The 15,713-nt window shown below is 32.9% G+C and carries 17 protein-coding genes; 10 read left to right on the top strand and 7 right to left on the bottom strand.

Annotated features, from left to right (window positions below):
• The first annotated feature begins 14 nt into the window (after positions 1–14).
• The 5 genes from CLORY_RS15620 (at position 15) to CLORY_RS15640 (ending at position 4,672) form a co-directional block, all read left to right on the top strand.
• Positions 15–1,931, top strand: coding sequence for a VirD4-like conjugal transfer protein, CD1115 family (locus tag CLORY_RS15620; RefSeq protein ID WP_139376063.1), 1,917 nt, complete (start codon positions 15–17; stop codon positions 1,929–1,931).
• 24 nt (positions 1,932–1,955) lie between these two features.
• Entirely contained in the window at positions 1,956–2,825 is an 870-nt protein-coding gene (locus tag CLORY_RS15625; RefSeq protein ID WP_207652221.1) for a hypothetical protein, read from the top strand.
• 23 nt (positions 2,826–2,848) lie between these two features.
• The gene (locus tag CLORY_RS15630; RefSeq protein WP_079426119.1) at positions 2,849–3,355 is read left to right on the top strand and encodes a DUF5697 family protein; all 507 of its coding nucleotides are present in this window, start codon (positions 2,849–2,851) and stop codon (positions 3,353–3,355) included.
• A gap of 294 nt (positions 3,356–3,649) precedes the next feature.
• On the top strand, positions 3,650–3,886 hold the full coding sequence (locus tag CLORY_RS15635) for a hypothetical protein (RefSeq protein WP_079426122.1): 237 nt from the start codon (positions 3,650–3,652) through the stop codon (positions 3,884–3,886).
• A gap of 201 nt (positions 3,887–4,087) precedes the next feature.
• Positions 4,088–4,672 (top strand): nucleoside/nucleotide kinase family protein, encoded by a 585-nt coding sequence (locus CLORY_RS15640; RefSeq protein WP_079426125.1) that lies wholly within the window; start codon positions 4,088–4,090, stop codon positions 4,670–4,672.
• A 421-nt stretch (positions 4,673–5,093) separates the two neighbouring features.
• Here CLORY_RS15640 and CLORY_RS15645 read toward each other — a convergent pair whose 3' ends face one another.
• Both CLORY_RS15645 and CLORY_RS23820 read right to left on the bottom strand, forming a co-directional pair.
• Complete coding sequence (locus CLORY_RS15645; RefSeq protein WP_079426128.1) at positions 5,094–5,867, bottom strand: L,D-transpeptidase family protein; 774 nt, start codon at positions 5,865–5,867, stop codon at positions 5,094–5,096.
• Positions 5,868–5,990: 123 nt separating this feature from the next.
• The gene (locus tag CLORY_RS23820; protein WP_079426130.1) at positions 5,991–6,347 is read right to left on the bottom strand and encodes a DUF5658 family protein; all 357 of its coding nucleotides are present in this window, start codon (positions 6,345–6,347) and stop codon (positions 5,991–5,993) included.
• Positions 6,348–6,506: 159 nt separating this feature from the next.
• Between CLORY_RS23820 and rbr the strand changes: the two genes are divergently transcribed.
• Complete coding sequence (gene rbr / locus CLORY_RS15655) at positions 6,507–7,094, top strand: rubrerythrin (RefSeq protein WP_079426133.1); 588 nt, start codon at positions 6,507–6,509, stop codon at positions 7,092–7,094.
• A gap of 49 nt (positions 7,095–7,143) precedes the next feature.
• On the opposite strand, the gene CLORY_RS15660 is transcribed toward rbr, so the two are convergent.
• On the bottom strand, positions 7,144–7,545 hold the full coding sequence (locus CLORY_RS15660) for a helix-turn-helix domain-containing protein (protein ID WP_079426135.1): 402 nt from the start codon (positions 7,543–7,545) through the stop codon (positions 7,144–7,146).
• 291 nt (positions 7,546–7,836) lie between these two features.
• Entirely contained in the window at positions 7,837–7,995 is a 159-nt protein-coding gene (locus CLORY_RS23340) for a hypothetical protein (RefSeq protein ID WP_169911648.1), read from the bottom strand.
• A 219-nt stretch (positions 7,996–8,214) separates the two neighbouring features.
• Here CLORY_RS23340 and CLORY_RS15665 point away from each other — a divergent pair, with 219 nt between their 5' ends.
• From CLORY_RS15665 to CLORY_RS15675, 3 genes are read left to right on the top strand one after another with little or no spacing between them, the layout of a single operon-like run.
• Positions 8,215–9,087 (top strand): sugar phosphate isomerase/epimerase family protein, encoded by an 873-nt coding sequence (locus tag CLORY_RS15665; RefSeq protein ID WP_079426137.1) that lies wholly within the window; start codon positions 8,215–8,217, stop codon positions 9,085–9,087.
• Entirely contained in the window at positions 9,080–10,237 is a 1,158-nt protein-coding gene (locus CLORY_RS15670) for a Gfo/Idh/MocA family protein (RefSeq protein ID WP_079426139.1), read from the top strand. Before CLORY_RS15665 ends, CLORY_RS15670 begins: the two co-directional genes overlap by 8 nt.
• A 40-nt stretch (positions 10,238–10,277) precedes the next feature.
• Complete coding sequence (locus CLORY_RS15675; protein WP_079426140.1) at positions 10,278–11,294, top strand: Gfo/Idh/MocA family protein; 1,017 nt, start codon at positions 10,278–10,280, stop codon at positions 11,292–11,294.
• A gap of 198 nt (positions 11,295–11,492) precedes the next feature.
• Here the strand turns inward: CLORY_RS15675 and CLORY_RS15680 are convergent, their stop codons facing one another.
• Positions 11,493–11,789, bottom strand: coding sequence for a YciI family protein (locus CLORY_RS15680; RefSeq protein WP_079426142.1), 297 nt, complete (start codon positions 11,787–11,789; stop codon positions 11,493–11,495).
• Positions 11,790–11,951: 162 nt separating this feature from the next.
• Between CLORY_RS15680 and CLORY_RS15685 the strand changes: the two genes are divergently transcribed.
• Positions 11,952–13,217 carry an O-acetylhomoserine aminocarboxypropyltransferase/cysteine synthase family protein gene (locus CLORY_RS15685; RefSeq protein WP_079426144.1) on the top strand — a complete coding sequence of 422 codons (1,266 nt, stop codon included), beginning with the start codon at positions 11,952–11,954 and terminating at the stop codon, positions 13,215–13,217.
• Positions 13,218–13,260: 43 nt separating this feature from the next.
• Here the strand turns inward: CLORY_RS15685 and CLORY_RS15690 are convergent, their stop codons facing one another.
• Together CLORY_RS15690 and CLORY_RS15695 are read right to left on the bottom strand one after the other, a co-directional pair.
• Complete coding sequence (locus CLORY_RS15690; protein ID WP_079426146.1) at positions 13,261–14,220, bottom strand: NAD(P)-dependent oxidoreductase; 960 nt, start codon at positions 14,218–14,220, stop codon at positions 13,261–13,263.
• Positions 14,221–14,318: 98 nt separating this feature from the next.
• A complete protein-coding gene (locus CLORY_RS15695) occupies positions 14,319–15,200 on the bottom strand; it encodes a DMT family transporter (protein ID WP_079426148.1) in 882 nt (293 codons plus the stop codon).
• Positions 15,201–15,713 lie beyond the last annotated feature (513 nt).

Below are 15,713 nucleotides of genomic sequence, written 5' to 3' on the forward strand. Positions count from 1 at the left end.
GGAAGGTGAGAACTTTGAGATTAAGAAAAAACTTTGTTTTTACAACTGTAAGCGTACTTACATATACGGTTGTTTCTGTTTATTTGATAATGCCGATAGTTAAATTAATGTATTTATTTAGAGACTATATGTATAACAAGGTTAACTCATGTCCTGATGTATATCAGATATTAACAATATATAAAAGACCAGCTAAAGTTTATTCCATGCTTTTTTGCAGAAGATACCTATTTACATGGTTTATAATATATTTTTTGTTATCCTTTATGTGTCTAATGCTCTTTTTATCAGCTAAATTTACAAGGAGAGTTCAAACAGGCATAAATTATAAAAAGAATGATGGTACACATGGCAGTGCGGTATGGATGACACTAAAGGAGGCTGGGAAAGTTTTGGAAATCGGCACAGGAAACGGTATCCTATTTGGAACAGTAAGATCGGGAATAACTAATAAGATGGTTACACTACCTATGCAAACACGAAAGTACAACCCTAAGATATACTTGAATTCGAACGTAGCAGTTTTCGGTGCTTCAGGAAGTATGAAATCAAGAGCTTTTATAAGAAATTCAATATTGCAGGATATAAAAATAGGGCGTTCGATGATTATTACAGATCCTAAAGGTGAATTATATCAGGATATGGCGGAGCTATTAAGAAACAGAGGATATATAGTTAGAATGTTCAATATAAATAACAGAACCATTAAATACTCCGATAGATGGAATCCGATATCTGAGGTAGAAGATGATATTTCTGCTCAAACTTTTAGTGAAGTGACCATTGCAAACACAAAAGCTGCTGGCTCAAAAGCGGGAGATCCGTTCTGGGACAGAGGAGAACAGAATCTTCTTAAGGCTTTGGTGTTATACGTAGTAAATGAGTATCCTGAAAAGAACAGAAATCTATCTTCAGTGTACTCACTTATAGCCAGTGGGGATTCAGAGATTATTGATAGCAAATTTGATAAATTGGATTTAAGTCATCCAGCCAAAATACCATATAACATATATAGACAAGCACCTGAAAATGTAAGAAGCGGTATTATAATAGGTCTTGGGGCAAGACTTCAGGTATTTCAAAATAAGTTAATACAAGGCCTCACTAGTGAAAATGATATAGATTTAAGTCTTCCTGGAAAGGAAAGGTGTGCTTATTTTTGCATAAGTTCAGATATGGAAAGCACCTTTGATTTTCTAGGAGGACTTTTTTATTCATTCTTATTTATAAGACTTATAAACTATGCAGATATGAATGGAGGTAGATGTGAAGTTGATGTAGATTTTAAGCTGGATGAGTTTCCCAATATAGGACAGATCCCTGATTTCCCTAAAAAAATAAGTACGATGCGCTCCAGAGGAATAAGTGCAGAAATAATATTTCAAAATATTGCTCAGCTTGAAAATAGATATCCCAATAAGGCATGGTCGGAGATACTTGGGAATTGTGACAGTACTCTATGCTTAGGCACTACTGATATTGTTACAGCTGAATATGTGTCAAAGATAATGGGAGATGCAACTGTTGAAACTATAGATAATTCCATAAAAAATGGAAGAGAAAGCATTTTTGACATGGGAACGACAAAAATAAGTTCTACTAAAAGAGAACTCTTAAGTGCAAGCGAGATGCTTAAACTTGAAAGACATAAGGCAATTTTACTTCTAAGAGGACAGAATCCGCTAATGCTTGAAAAGATGGATTATACTAAGCATCCGATGGCTGGAGAGATAAAATCTGTAAGAATAATTGATGAAGGAGTTAAAGCGTGGGCACAGAAATTATTTGAAAAGGAGGCTTTAAAGGATGTTGAGCAGACTGTGATGACGGAGAATAGCGATGAAGAAAAAAATATTTATGGTATCACATGTGAAGAAATAGGTTGTAATGCACAAGAAAAAGTAGATAAAAGTGAAGATAATTGGTGGTAAATTATTTTGAAAAGGAGAATTATAATGGAAGATATTAAAAATATAAATAAGATGAGCGGTGTAGCAAGTAGTGATGAGGAAGAGGTACAGGATTTTATTAAAAATGATGTTAATTGGCAGGATATATATGCATCGAGGCAGTCAAACAAAATACTTACCGCTGAACTTTCGGCAGTTGAAAAAATAAATGTGAGAGTATCAGAGGCCCCTGTGGAATGTGGTGTGGTTTTTTATGGTGGAATTAAAGTTTTTATACCTGTTGATGAGATGAATGTCTCTGCAAAGGAGAGATTCGTCATAAGAAGTATGATTGGAGCAGAAATAGATTTTGTTGTAATAGGCATTGATTCAGAAAACAAGATAGTAGTAGCTTCTAGAAAAACTGCAATGGAATTGAGAAGAGAAGTTCAATTAACTAAACATAAAGTTGGCGATAGAGTATTAGCTAGAATAACTGGAGTAGGAAAGAACAATGTTATTGCAGAGGTATACGGAATTGAATCAAGGGTGGAAAAAGAAGAGGTGGACTATGGATATATATATGATCTGCATGAATACATGGCTGTTGGAGATAAGGTTGCTGCTGTTATAAAGAAACTTGATTTTTCCAACTATGATATAAGTATATCTTTTAAGGAATGTAAACAAGATCCTTTTGATAGTATAACGGAAAGATATAAGGTGAAAGGAGAATATTTAGGAACTATATCAGGTATTCAAAGCTTTGGCATATTTGTGAAACTTGAACAAGGAATTTATGCTCTTTGCCCACATACTAACTGGTCTGGTTTTGTTCCAGCTATTGGTGATAAAGTGCTGATAATGCTTAAAAGAATAGATCGAGAAAATAGAAAGATAAACGCAAGCCTTATAAGAAGAATAAGAAAGGCCTAATCAAATTAGTGGAGGATAAGACAATGTACTATATAAATAAGAGACAAAAATCCCTGTTAAATCTAGTGAATAAGTTTGGGTGTATATCTTTTCAACAGATTATAAGTTTAATAAGTAGAAATAAGCATGTTGAATATGATCTTAAAGGACTAGTACTGAGAAGGCTGATAGTTGAACAGAACGGAATATATAAGGCTTTGTCACAGCACAATATTGATTGTCATCTGCTTAAATGTATAGATGTAATTTGCTGCTTAAATGATAGAATACAAAAGTGTGAAAAAGAGGAGTTCCCGTTTTGCCTATGGGTGTATTTGAAAAATGATGAAAATTATGATATTTGTTATATACCCGTGGGACAGGAAATGATATATACTACTACGATAAGAAGATGCAATAATGTAAGTAATATCATTGCTGTACTTGATAATAAATCTCAAATAAACCAAATACAATTACAGAATATTAATATTAGGTATTGCACATTAAATCCAGTGAAATTTTATAGAAGCAATAATGGCTTACATTAAAAAATAAAATATTTTACTTGTTTTTGATATAAATTGAACTTATATAAATAATGTAAATATTAATTATGCTTTTAAAAAGAAACATTGAAAATCGGCTTTATGCTAACATTTTAGTTTGAATCTAAAAATCAAAAAAATAATCTAAAACTATCAAATTTATGAGTATAGATAACAAATCTTACTTGAACTGACAGTGTTAAAAGCTTTTGTTGGTCACGGGTAAGCTTGAATGTTTGTTATTGATAATCTGAAGTCTGATAGTTTTTTATTTTTCTAAAAGAAAGGAGAAAAAGTATGAGTACAGATAAAATATTTCAATATGGAAGTTTTCTAAAAATATATACTGAGGAGGATAGTATTATAGTAAATGTTAACATGGAGGGACTAGATAAGGAGACAATAAATGATATAGAAATGTTAATAAATTCAGCACTATCATTGTTACAAGAAAAAAGTATTGCTGAAGTTTTATATTCTCAAAATAAAGAACATATAGCAATTAGAATTGCACAGTCCAAATATCTTATGTAATAATCAAAATACAAACAATCTATTCAAAAGCATAATTATAATTACGAAAGCCGTATATTTTAACCGATATACGGCTTTATTTATATATGACAAAATAGTGTATATCAAGTTATAATATATGCTATAATTTGTTTATTATAATGATTTAAGAAGGGCAGGGGGAGGATTTCTAGTTATCACTAATAGAAATCAAATTGAGTAATGGACACGATTATTTGTTTTGTAGGAGAAAGCGGCAGTGGAAAATCAACTATAGCAGAGCTTTTAGAAAAGGAAGGCTACAACTATATTCAGAGTTACACTACTAGACCTAAGAGGAGCGAGAATGAGAAAGGGCATATATTTGTCCATGATGATAAATTGCTGAGAAGAAAAGAGGCTTTAAGTAGAGAAGAGCTGTCGGCAGATATTATTGCATATACTTTTTTTGATAGATATCATTACTGGGCAACTAGACAGCAGTATAAAAATAAAGGGATCTCAATATATGTTGTAGATGTGGCAGGAATAAAGGAACTAAGAAGCACTGTTAAGGATGCAGCTATAACTACAATTTATCTGAATACTGATTTTAATATCAGAGCTAGGAGAATGTATGCACGGAAGCATCATATGAATATTGACGAGTTAGAAAGACATGCTATTGTTGAGGATGAAGATATTTTGAGGCGGTTACAGCATGACAGTGAAGCTTTTAGAATAGTTCCATGCGACTATGCTGTAGATTGCAATAGAGCTATTGATGATGTAATTAAAGATGTAAAAGCTATCTTAGAAAATATGTAAATGCTTAATGAACGTAACCGGCCGACATAGGGTGTAACCATTTTTTACTCTTTAGGAATTTATGTATTTTGAAAATTGTGGATAACTTTTAATTAGTATCAAGATACACCACTAAAGAGAAAAGAGAAAAGTGAAGGAAGAAATTCTGTTAAGCAGAATTTCTTGAATAACTATTACTTCTTAGTTCTTACCTACTCATAAATTGAATGTACTATTAAAAAGATGCAACTATATAATATGCGAAGTAATAAGAAGAAAGCTCTTAAGAAAATACTAGTAAATAGATAAACAAGAAAGATAATTTGGGAGAGGTAATATAGAAAATAATACTTTGTAAATGCATAGAGTCGGTATAGGGTAGGAAGTGGTTGGAGGAGGCATTTTCCAGCCGACGGAAACCACTTCCTACCCTTTTTTATAGTCAATGCTTGGCCAATTTATTTAAATATGCTGTTGTACCTATTATGATTTTAGGATTCTTTTTGGGATCCATCCATTTCAGCACTTTAACAAGGCTTTTCTCTGAGATTCCTATACAGCCAGCTGTTCCTCTGCCGCTGTGTGGGGCTATATGCATAAATATAGCAGAACCTTTTCCAATGATCTTGTTTTTTCCATAATTAAAATCTAGTGCTGCAGCATATTTATAAAGGGACGTTGCATATAGGTCTTCATAATTGCCGCGGCCGAATTTTGTATTAGGATTGCTTTTGTATTTTACCCATAAATTGTATTGCTTACGAGTTGAAACCCAGTAATCTCCAGGATGAGTCTTTCGATACTGCATTTTTGTACCGGGATTGCTAGCTCGTCCAAAAGCAAACAGAAAACCGTAGATACCTTCCGGAGTTGTAAGATCACCTTCATGTCTGTTGGCACTTACACCTTTTTTACCAACCACACCTATAGTTGAAAGCTTTAGCTTCCAGTTGTCATTTGAGTCTTTTTCATAAGTTTTGTATTTTACGTGTACACTGGAAGCTGATGAAGCCTGTACAAGTATAACTTGTCTACTTTTTCCTAATGCGAAATCTTTTATAGCAAATTTATTGCTGCTTGAAGCAACTTTTGCTTTGACAGAGATAGATATATTAGGAATGTTAGCTGCAAATAATAAATAAACTACAACAGAAAGACATAGGACTTTGAAAAATAGTTTTTTATTGTTGAGATGAAATAGTTTCTTCATAAACATGTTTTTCGCTTACCTCTATATGAAATGTGACTTAATGATGCTAATATTAAAATTATAGCATAATATCTGATTTTACACCATAAATCTACATGCTTTGCCTATAGAAATGAATTTTTTGAGTAACTAATGCAGGTAATGAAAATGCAAAATGCTCATCCATGATATATGAGAAAGAACGATAAGAGAATAGAATATAATAACTATATTTATAGCTGTATTAGAAATTTTTAATTGCTTTTTAGTGGCCTTTTCAATTCTTACGTATAGAAATAATAATAACAGAGCAGGACAGACAATTTTAACAAAGAAGCATAAAAAATTATTGTCTATAATTATGTACATCAAATTGTTTGCTTCACTGAACAATCCTGTTTTCAGCAGAATTAATGTAAATAGAATATCTAATACATTTAGTAAATATAGAACTATAAATTTTTTTCTGATATTAGTTAATGACCAGCTTTTTAAGAATGTAACCATAGTCACCTCCAAGAATTTATATTATTATATGCAGTGTGATAATAAATATGCAAATAATGTTAAAAAATATTATGTAATAATTATTATTAAATAAGTTGTAATTTTATTCCTACGATGCTATAATTATCTCAAAATATAATTTATTTAGGAGGTACGATTATGGCATCATTAAAAGGAACTAAAACTGCTGAAAATCTTCTGAAAGCATTTGCAGGTGAATCTCAGGCGAGAAACAGATATACTTATTATGCATCTGTAGCCAAAAAAGAGGGCTATGTTCAAATATCAGAGTTGTTTTTAGAAACTGCTGAAAATGAAAAAGTACATGCAAAAAGATTTTTTAAATTATTAGCTGAAGATCTAAATGGCGAAGCTGTTGAAATTAATGGGGCCTCATACCCAGTAACCTTAGGCGATACTAAGACAAATTTGAAGGCTGCAGCAGCTGGTGAGAATGAAGAATGGACTAGTTTATATCCGCAGTTTGCAGTTGTGGCAGAACAGGAAGGCTTTTCGATGGCAGCTGCAGCATTTAGGAATATTGCGAAAGTAGAGACATATCATGAAAAAAGATATTTGAAGCTTTTAGAGAACTTGGAAAATGGTCAGGTATTTAAGAAAAACGAAAAAACATTATGGAAATGCAGTAAATGTGGATTCATATTTGAGGGAGCTGAGGCACCAAAAGTCTGTCCAGCATGTTTGCACCCGCAAGCATATTTTGAGGTTTTTGTAGAAGCATATTAAGTTATAGGTCAGCAAAAGCTAGAGTTACCGATAAGGTTACCCTGGCTTTTTACTGCATAAAAAATTCTTTTGGGGTTTTGCCAACTACTTTCTTAAAATATCTATAAAAATTTGAGTAATCTCCGAAACCTACTGCATCGCAGGTCTCAACAGCAGAAATACCTTGAGAAAGCAGCTCTTTAGCCTTCATGATTCGCTTGTAAATAACATATTCCTGAACGGTGAAACCGGTATTCTTTTTAAATAGATGGCAAAGGTGATACTTATTAATATAAAAGATACTGCTTAGTAAATCTAAACTTAGTTTTTTACTAAGGTTTTTATTTATATAATCAAGAATGTGCGGTATTTTATTGTCCCTATCAATTTTTGTGATACTAAGGTCCATCATCTTATCAGAAAAAAATTTATTAAGAGATATGAGCATTTGAGCGAAGATGGTAAATATCATAGCGGAACTTTCTATGCGATTTTCCCTAGCATAATATTTTATTTGATTAAGATAGTCATCATAACCACAGCTGAGAACATCAGAAGCATTAATTTTATTATGATTACCTAGTTTCCTATTTTCAAAGAAATATAGTAGATTATATTCTTCTGAATTAAGTGATGAAACATATTCAGGCAGAAAACTAATAACGACCCTTTCATAAGCTGTCTCAGAATTAAAACAAGGTCTGTGTAGTTCTTTATTATTTATTACTAGCAGATCATTACTTTCAAGCTTATATATTTGCCCTTATATATAATAAGTTATATCTCCAGAGATAAAATAATACAATTCATAATAGTCATGCATATGTATAGGAAACAGATTTTTATCTGTCTTATCACTTTTGGAGTGAATTATACTGATATTTTTGTTTTTTGAGTGATATGAAAATAGAATTTTGTCCATGTTTTTTCTCCTAAAAATAATTTTGCACAAGATTAATTATAAAGCAATATTTACAATATTTGAAGCAATAAACACAATGTTATTATGTAAATATTGAAATATAATTAAGTGTATAGATAACAAATATGTAAGGTCAAATTAAGTATATCATGGTGATGATTAGTTACATATATGTCACCAGTTGAATTATGCGTGTTCTTATTATAGGAGGGATAGTGTATGGCAAGGTTTAAGATTTCTGCTTTTGCAGACGAAATCGATGAGAAATTAGAAGTACAGCTTAGAGTTTTAAAGGAAAACAATATAAAGTATATGGAGGTTCGAGGTGTAGATGGAGAGAGTGTTGTAAACTATACTTTAGAAGAAGTTTCAGAAATAAAAAAGCGACTTGATGCTGAGGGTATATCGGTATCAGCCATTGGTTCGCCTATAGGCAAGATAGGCATAGACGAAGCTTTTGAACCTCATCTTAAGTTGTTTAAGCATACGCTAGAAATAGCAAAAATCCTAGAATGTAAGTATATAAGGATGTTCAGCTTTTATATACCTAAAGGTCAAATCGCTGAAAAGTGTAGACAAGCTGTTATGAATCGATGGAGTTTATTTGTTGATGCTGCAACAAAACATGATGTAGTGCTTCTGCATGAAAATGAAAAAGGAATTTATGGTGATACCGCTGAACGCTGCAAAGATATATTGGAAACAATGAATTGCAATTTTGTAAAAGCCACTTTTGATCCGGCAAATTTTGTGCAGTGTGACCAGAAGGTGTTTCCTGAAGCTTATGAACTCTTGAAAAACCATCTAGAATATATTCATATAAAGGATGCACTGTTTAGTGATCATTCGGTAGTGCCTTCAGGTTATGGTGATGGAAACATTAAGAGCTTTCTAAAAGAAGTAAATAATATTAACTATGAGGGATTTTTATCTATTGAACCGCATCTTGGAAATTTTAAGGGTTTTGCAGAGTTAGAAAACAAAATGAATTTGAATATGAATGTATCGCATGAAGGAGAAAAGAACTTTTTATTAGCTAAAAATGCTTTATATAAAATATTAGAGGAGATAGGAGTAGAAGCTTATGAATAAAATCAGATTTGGTATAGTAGGAGTTGGAAACATGGGCTCCATTCATGCCGATTACTTGTTTAATAATCAGATTGAAAGAGCAGAATTAACAGCTATATGTGATTTGAAGCCTGAAAGGCTTCAATGGGCTAAAGAGAAATTTAGCGATAAGGTAAAGCTTTTCAGTGATGCCGAGGAAATGTTTAATTCAAGGCTGGTAGATGCAGTTATTATAGCGACACCTCATTATGAGCATCCAAGACTTGCTATTAAGGCAGCTGAAAACGGACTTAATGTACTGACAGAAAAGCCTGCAGGAGTATATACAAAGCAGGTAAGAGAAATGAACGCCAAGCTTCAGAAAAGCGGAAAGATATTTGGAATCATGTACAATCAAAGGACAAATCCGCTGTATCGTAAGCTTAAAGATATTATATCCAGCGGGGAGCTTGGAGAAATAAAAAGAACAAATTGGATAATCACTGACTGGTATAGGAGTCAAAGCTATTATGATTCAGGGGAATGGCGTGCTACTTGGGCAGGTGAAGGTGGTGGAGTACTCTTAAATCAAGATCCTCACCAATTGGATCTATGGCAATGGACATGCGGCATGCCTAAGAGGGTAAGAGCATTTATGTCTTTTGGAAAATATAAAAATATTGAGGTTGAAGATGATGTAACAGCCTATGTGGAATATGAAAATGGAGCTACAGGATTATTTGTAACTACCACAGGAGAAGCGCCTGGAACTAACAGATTTGAAGTCAGTGGCGACAGAGGAAAGATTGTAATAGAAGATGGAAAGCTTACTTTCTGGAGATTAAGGCAATCGGAACGAGAGTTTAACAGAGAATACAAAGGTGGTTTCGGTGCTCCTGAATGCTGGAAATGTGAAGTGCCTATAGATGGCGAAGCCGAGCAGCATAAAGGAATAACAAAGAATTTTGTAAAAGCCATACTTGATGGCACAGAACTTTTGGCGCCTGGAATAGATGGAATAAAAGGTCTTACGATATCAAATGCTATGCATCTATCTGCATGGGCAAATGATTGGGTAGAACTCCCAATTAACGAGGAACTTTATTATGAACTTTTAAAGGAGAAAATAAAGAATTCAACCTATAAAAAGAATAATGAAAGCAGAAAACTAGACATTAATGGTACATTTTAGGTGAAATTTAAATATTTATCTATTAAGGCAGGTGTAAAACATGAAAAAGCTTGGAGCAGCCATTGTAGGCTGCGGCAACATATATAGAAATCATGGTGATGCTCTTGAAGGTAGTGATTATGCCGAAATCAAGGCTGTTGTAGATATAGATTCTGCAAGAGTGCAAAAGGCAGCTAATATATATGCATGCGATGCTTATGAGGATTACAGGAGAATGCTTGAAAGAGAAGATATAGATGTAGTACACATATGTCTTCCTCACTATCTTCATAGCAAGGTTGCTATTTCAGCTATTGAGTCAGGAAAGCATGTGCTTACTGAAAAGCCGATGGATATAAACCTTACAAATTCAATGAGTATGATAGAAACAGCAAGAAAGTATCATAAATATCTAGGAGTATGCTTTCAAAACAGGTATAACAATGCCTCTCAATCAGCTAAAGAAATTATTTTAAAAAGGCAGTTAGGCGAACTTATAGGGGCAAAGGCTTTTGTTGCATGGAATAGGGATAAAATCTACTATATGAGTGGAGAGTGGAGAGGAAAATTTAAAACTGAAGGAGGAGGAGTGTTAATAAATCAGGCAATACACACAATAGATCTGTTGCAGTGGCTTGCAGGAGGTGTGAAAGCTGTTAAGGCGAATGTAGATACTAGGCTTCTTCAGAAGGTTATAGAAGTAGAAGATACTGCAGATGCTACTTTTATTTTTAATAATGGAGCTGCAGGAATTTTTTATGCAACTAATTGCTACAGCAGCAATTCACCTATAGAAATCGAAATGAATTTTGAAAGAGGTTTTTTGAAATTCGAAGATGACAAGCTTTATATTATAGATGAAGATGGAAAAAGAGATATTACTGCAAATAGTCAAACAGAGAACGCTTCAAAGAAATATTGGGGAGCAGGTCATAAAAGACTTATAGAGGCTTTTTATAAAGCTATAATAGATAAAACGAATGATTATGTTGATGGTGAAGCTGGAATAAAGACAATGAAAATAATTGAAGCAATCTATAGATCTTCCAGTATGGGAAGAAAAATTTATTTAGATTAATGTAGAAAATATGAAATGTTCAGTGATGATATAGAGTGAATTAGCAATTGTTAGCGAATTTTATGTAAATTTTTATTGAAATTTCAGCAGTATTTGAGGCGTAGCAGAGTTTGCCCAAATTAGGAGATTTGCATAAAATTCGTGTTACAAGTGCTTAATGAACGGATCAGTCTCCGCAGTGCTACAACATTTTCTTTTTTATTTCTTAAATACTTCTGCAATTGAACAAGGTTGAATTGTTATTTCTTTAAATACATTACCAGTAACATAAGGCTCAACCTTTAACCACTCATCTACACCTTCTCTGGATGGAAAGTCAACTACGAAAAAAGAGCCAACCATTTTGCCCGTATCATCTAAAAGTGGTCCGCCATAAAGACTTTTACCTTCCTTAGCCATTTTACCAGCAAGCGCTAAATGCTTTTCTCTTACAGAGAGTCTTCTTTCCAAAGCTTTTTCGTCTTTTCCATCACGGCCAATAACTAAAAATTGCATATAATCACGTCTCCTTTAGTTAATTATAATACTAATTATATAATAAAACTTCCATTCAATCAAAGAGAACAGCTATATGCACTTTACTTGAAATAATGCTATAATTTAAATTAGAAATATGAACAAATTCGTATTATCTAAGTAAGATTTGGGGGAATAGAAGTGAAAATTGAAACAAAATGCTTACATGAAGGGTATAAACCTGAAAACGGCGGTACCAACGCACTGCCTATTTATCAAAGTACAACATATAGATATGATTCCACAGAGCATATAGGAAAATTGTTCGATCTTACAGCAGACGGACATATGTATTCAAGAATTTCAAATCCTACTGTAGCTGCAGTGGAAGAAAAAATAGCATCGCTTGAGGGCGGTGTAGGGGCACTATGTACCACTTCTGGTCAGGCAGCATCATTAATCAGTATTTTAAATATTTTAAAGGCGGGTGATCACATAGTAAGTTCTTCTACTATATATGGCGGAACAATTAATTTGTTTGCTGTAACACTAAAGAGGTTCGGAATTGAGTGCACCTTTGTAGATCCAGATGCGTCTGAAAATGAAATACAGAAGGCTTTTAAAGCAAATACAAAAGCTATGTTTGGTGAAACTATCGCTAATCCGGCAATTTCAGTGCTTGATATAGAGAAGTTTGCAAGTATAGCACATAGAAATAATATACCGCTAATAGTAGATAATACATTTGCAACACCTATACTCTGCAGACCTTTTGAATTTGGAGCTGATATTGTTGTACATTCAACTACAAAATATATGGATGGACATGCTGTTCAGGTAGGCGGAGTAATTGTTGACAGCGGAAAATTTGATTGGACAAACGGAAAATTCACTGAATTTACGGAGCCGGATGAATCTTATCATGGTGTAGTATATAGCGAAAACTTTGGGAATGCTGCTTATATTACAAAAGCGAGGGTTCAACTTATGAGGGATTTAGGTGCATACCCATCTGCCAATGCTGCTTTTCTTTTGAATTTAGGTCTTGAAACGCTGCCTGTAAGAGTAGAAAGACACAGTGAAAATGCTATGAAGGTAGCAGAATATCTGAATGGATTGGATAAAGTTGAGTTTGTAAATTATCCGGGATTGAAGGAAAATAAATATCATGTGCTTGCAGAAAAGTATCTGCCTAAAGGCTGCAGTGGTGTAATATCATTTTCTATAAAGGGCAGCAGAGAAAATGCAGTAAAGTTTATGGATAGCCTTAAACTTGCTTCAAATGTTGTTCATGTAGCTGATATTAGAACCTGTGTGCTTCATCCCGCAAGTTCTACTCATAGGCAGCTTACTGATAGTCAGCTTTTAGCAGCAGGAATAACCCCTGGACTTATAAGATTGTCTGTAGGACTTGAAAATATTGATGATATAATCGACGATATTAAACAAGCTATTGCTAATATTTAAATAAAAATGTCAAGTGCCTGGCACTTGACATTTTTACTGCTGTTTAATTTACGACATTAATTGGTTTTTCAGCTATAAAGCCGTTTATATTGTCATATAAAAGTTTTATAAGTCTGTTTCTTGATTCAATACATTTCCAGCCGATATGTGGAGTTAATATGACGTTATCCATAAATAGCAGAGGATTTTCTAAACTTGGTGGTTCCTGTTCTAAGACATCAAGACCTGCACCGGCAATTACCTTGTTTTTCAATGCATCTATAAGGTCAGCCTCATTTATTAGTGATCCTCTTGCTGTATTTATGATAAAACTAGATTTTTTCATAAGTTTTAACGTATGCTTACTTATCATATGTTTTGTATCTGAATTTAACGGACAGTGAAGAGATACGAAATCACTATTTTTTAGTAAGAAATCTAAAGAAACAAATTTAGTATTTTCATCTGCCCAATTTTTCTCGGTTCTGCTATGAACAAGGACTTTCATATCAAATGCACGGGCAAGTTTTATAAGCTGCCATCCTATACTGCCTGCTCCAATGACACCGAGAGTCTTGTTTCGAAGTTCAAAGTGAGGAACTTGAAGGTATTTTGTAAAGTTACTGAAATCCTTTTGAGAGATCATCTTCTGTTGAGTAATCATGGAAGATGCAAAGTTCAAAATAAACGTAAGGGCAAGTTGGGCTACTGCCTCACTACTGTATCCAGGAAGATTACATACGGTTATATTTCTAGCTCTTGCACTCTGTATATCAATATTGTTGTAACCTGTACCTGCTTCACATATGAGTTCAACTGACTCAGGTAGTTTATCTATAATTTCCTTTGTAATTGGTAATTCTTTGCTTATAAGAATGTTACAATCCTTTGAATACTCAAGCAGCTGTTCATCGCTGGTACATTGTTCGTGCTGAAATAGATTTGTTATTGATGCCAAATCTGAGAAATCTAGATTCTTATCAAAATTAACTTTTGCTGCATTTAAAAAAACTGTGTTTTTCATAATGGCCTCCTAATCTGCATAAACTAAATATATTATATAAATACAAAATCAAAAATTCAATTGTATCACTTTATAATAGAAAAATAGTCATAAATTGTTTATTGTTTTTTCGAATTTCTGATTTGCGATAATAACATACCTGAAAGCATAAGTGCACATCCAATATACCCTCGTAACCCAAGGTTTTCACCAAGTATTATTACTCCGCCAATGTTTGCGAAAACTGATTCCATGCTCAATATTATAGCAGCATGAGAAGGCTTGGCATTTTTTTGACCGATTATTTGAAGAGTATAGGCTATACCAACGGAGCATATACCTCCATATAATATAGGAACAGCTGCAGAACTTATTGAGACTATACTTATTGGTTCTAAGATGATTGCAGCTAACAGACTCAATATTGAACAAGTCATAGTTTGTGTAAATGAAAGTTTCAATGAATCATATTTTTTTATAAAGGAATCAATTAATAAAATATGAAGAGCCCAGAAAAACGCTCCTGCAAGTTCTAAAAAGTCGCCAAAGGAAACTGAAAAATTTTCATTTACGCTTAGGAGATATAATCCTATTATTGCTAAACATACTCCAAGCCATGTGGTAGTACTCGTTTTATGTTTTAAAAAGATTCCTAGGATAGGAACCAGCGCTATGTAGAAACCTGTTATGAAGGCTGATTTACCTGCAGTAGTATATTCTAAGCCGGCTTGCTGCAAAGAAGAAGCTATAAAAAGTACTATGCCAGCGATAAATCCTGCTGTTAGTAAATTGGATTTAGAGGAAGATTCACTGGCTTTTGTATTTTTACCAAAATACAATATTAATGGAAGCAGTGAAAGTCCGCCGAGCATAAAACGTATGCCGTTAAATGTAAAAGTGCCTACGTGTTTTGCTCCAACCCTCTGTGCTACAAAGGCGAGTCCCCATATAGCTGCTGTTAATAAAAGTATTAAGTTTGATTGTAGTTGTTTCTTGTGCATATTACCTTCCTACCTCCTATTGAAAAATATTTATGCTCAAATTATGATAAATTATACATTTGCATTAACATCACTGTCAATTAATAAAAAGCAATGTTAGGGAAATTGTTAAATGTATAAGTAATAGTTAATATGCATGAAGATAATTGATAAAATTAATGTTAATAATAGGTTTGAATCGTAAAATATAGATTTGCTGACAGTGCGGCAATGTATTTCCGATATTCAAGTTTAGTGTATTTACTAATAGAATAAATTTGATTACATTTTTTAGGCTAAGACATAATATACAGTTAACTGTAAAAATTTTACAGTTAACTGTATATTATGAAAAAATCTATGAAATTATTTATCTAGTTTCATGATTTAGTACGAAAAAAACTGAAAATAGAATGATATTTTAAGATTAAAAAAACAAATTATACATTTGTGTAATTTATTAGGACAACCTATTGCTATTAATATGAAGATATTTGGTAATTTATTGGGGTGTAAACGTTATTTATATAAAAA

Source organism: Clostridium oryzae (genome assembly GCF_002029235.1).
GTDB classification, from domain to species: domain Bacteria; phylum Bacillota; class Clostridia; order Clostridiales; family Clostridiaceae; genus Clostridium_AE; species Clostridium_AE oryzae.

What these genes read in the sequence shown, in the direction of transcription:
- CLORY_RS15630 (WP_079426119.1), top strand. Translation starts at nt 2,849, where the DNA reads ATGTACTATATAAATAAGAGACAAAAATCCCTGTTAAATCTAGTGAAT.
- CLORY_RS15640 (WP_079426125.1), top strand. Translation starts at nt 4,088, where the DNA reads ATGGACACGATTATTTGTTTTGTAGGAGAAAGCGGCAGTGGAAAATCA.
- CLORY_RS15625 (WP_207652221.1), top strand. Translation starts at nt 1,956, where the DNA reads ATGGAAGATATTAAAAATATAAATAAGATGAGCGGTGTAGCAAGTAGT.
- CLORY_RS15695 (WP_079426148.1), bottom strand. Translation starts at nt 15,200, where the DNA reads ATGCACAAGAAACAACTACAATCAAACTTAATACTTTTATTAACAGCA.
- CLORY_RS15690 (WP_079426146.1), bottom strand. Translation starts at nt 14,220, where the DNA reads ATGAAAAACACAGTTTTTTTAAATGCAGCAAAAGTTAATTTTGATAAG.
- CLORY_RS23340 (WP_169911648.1), bottom strand. Translation starts at nt 7,995, where the DNA reads ATGGACAAAATTCTATTTTCATATCACTCAAAAAACAAAAATATCAGT.
- CLORY_RS15635 (WP_079426122.1), top strand. Translation starts at nt 3,650, where the DNA reads ATGAGTACAGATAAAATATTTCAATATGGAAGTTTTCTAAAAATATAT.
- CLORY_RS15665 (WP_079426137.1), top strand. Translation starts at nt 8,215, where the DNA reads ATGGCAAGGTTTAAGATTTCTGCTTTTGCAGACGAAATCGATGAGAAA.
- CLORY_RS15680 (WP_079426142.1), bottom strand. Translation starts at nt 11,789, where the DNA reads ATGCAATTTTTAGTTATTGGCCGTGATGGAAAAGACGAAAAAGCTTTG.
- CLORY_RS15660 (WP_079426135.1), bottom strand. Translation starts at nt 7,545, where the DNA reads ATGATATTTACCATCTTCGCTCAAATGCTCATATCTCTTAATAAATTT.
- CLORY_RS15675 (WP_079426140.1), top strand. Translation starts at nt 10,278, where the DNA reads ATGAAAAAGCTTGGAGCAGCCATTGTAGGCTGCGGCAACATATATAGA.
- CLORY_RS15645 (WP_079426128.1), bottom strand. Translation starts at nt 5,867, where the DNA reads ATGTTTATGAAGAAACTATTTCATCTCAACAATAAAAAACTATTTTTC.
- CLORY_RS23820 (WP_079426130.1), bottom strand. Translation starts at nt 6,347, where the DNA reads ATGGTTACATTCTTAAAAAGCTGGTCATTAACTAATATCAGAAAAAAA.
- rbr (WP_079426133.1), top strand. Translation starts at nt 6,507, where the DNA reads ATGGCATCATTAAAAGGAACTAAAACTGCTGAAAATCTTCTGAAAGCA.
- CLORY_RS15670 (WP_079426139.1), top strand. Translation starts at nt 9,080, where the DNA reads ATGAATAAAATCAGATTTGGTATAGTAGGAGTTGGAAACATGGGCTCC.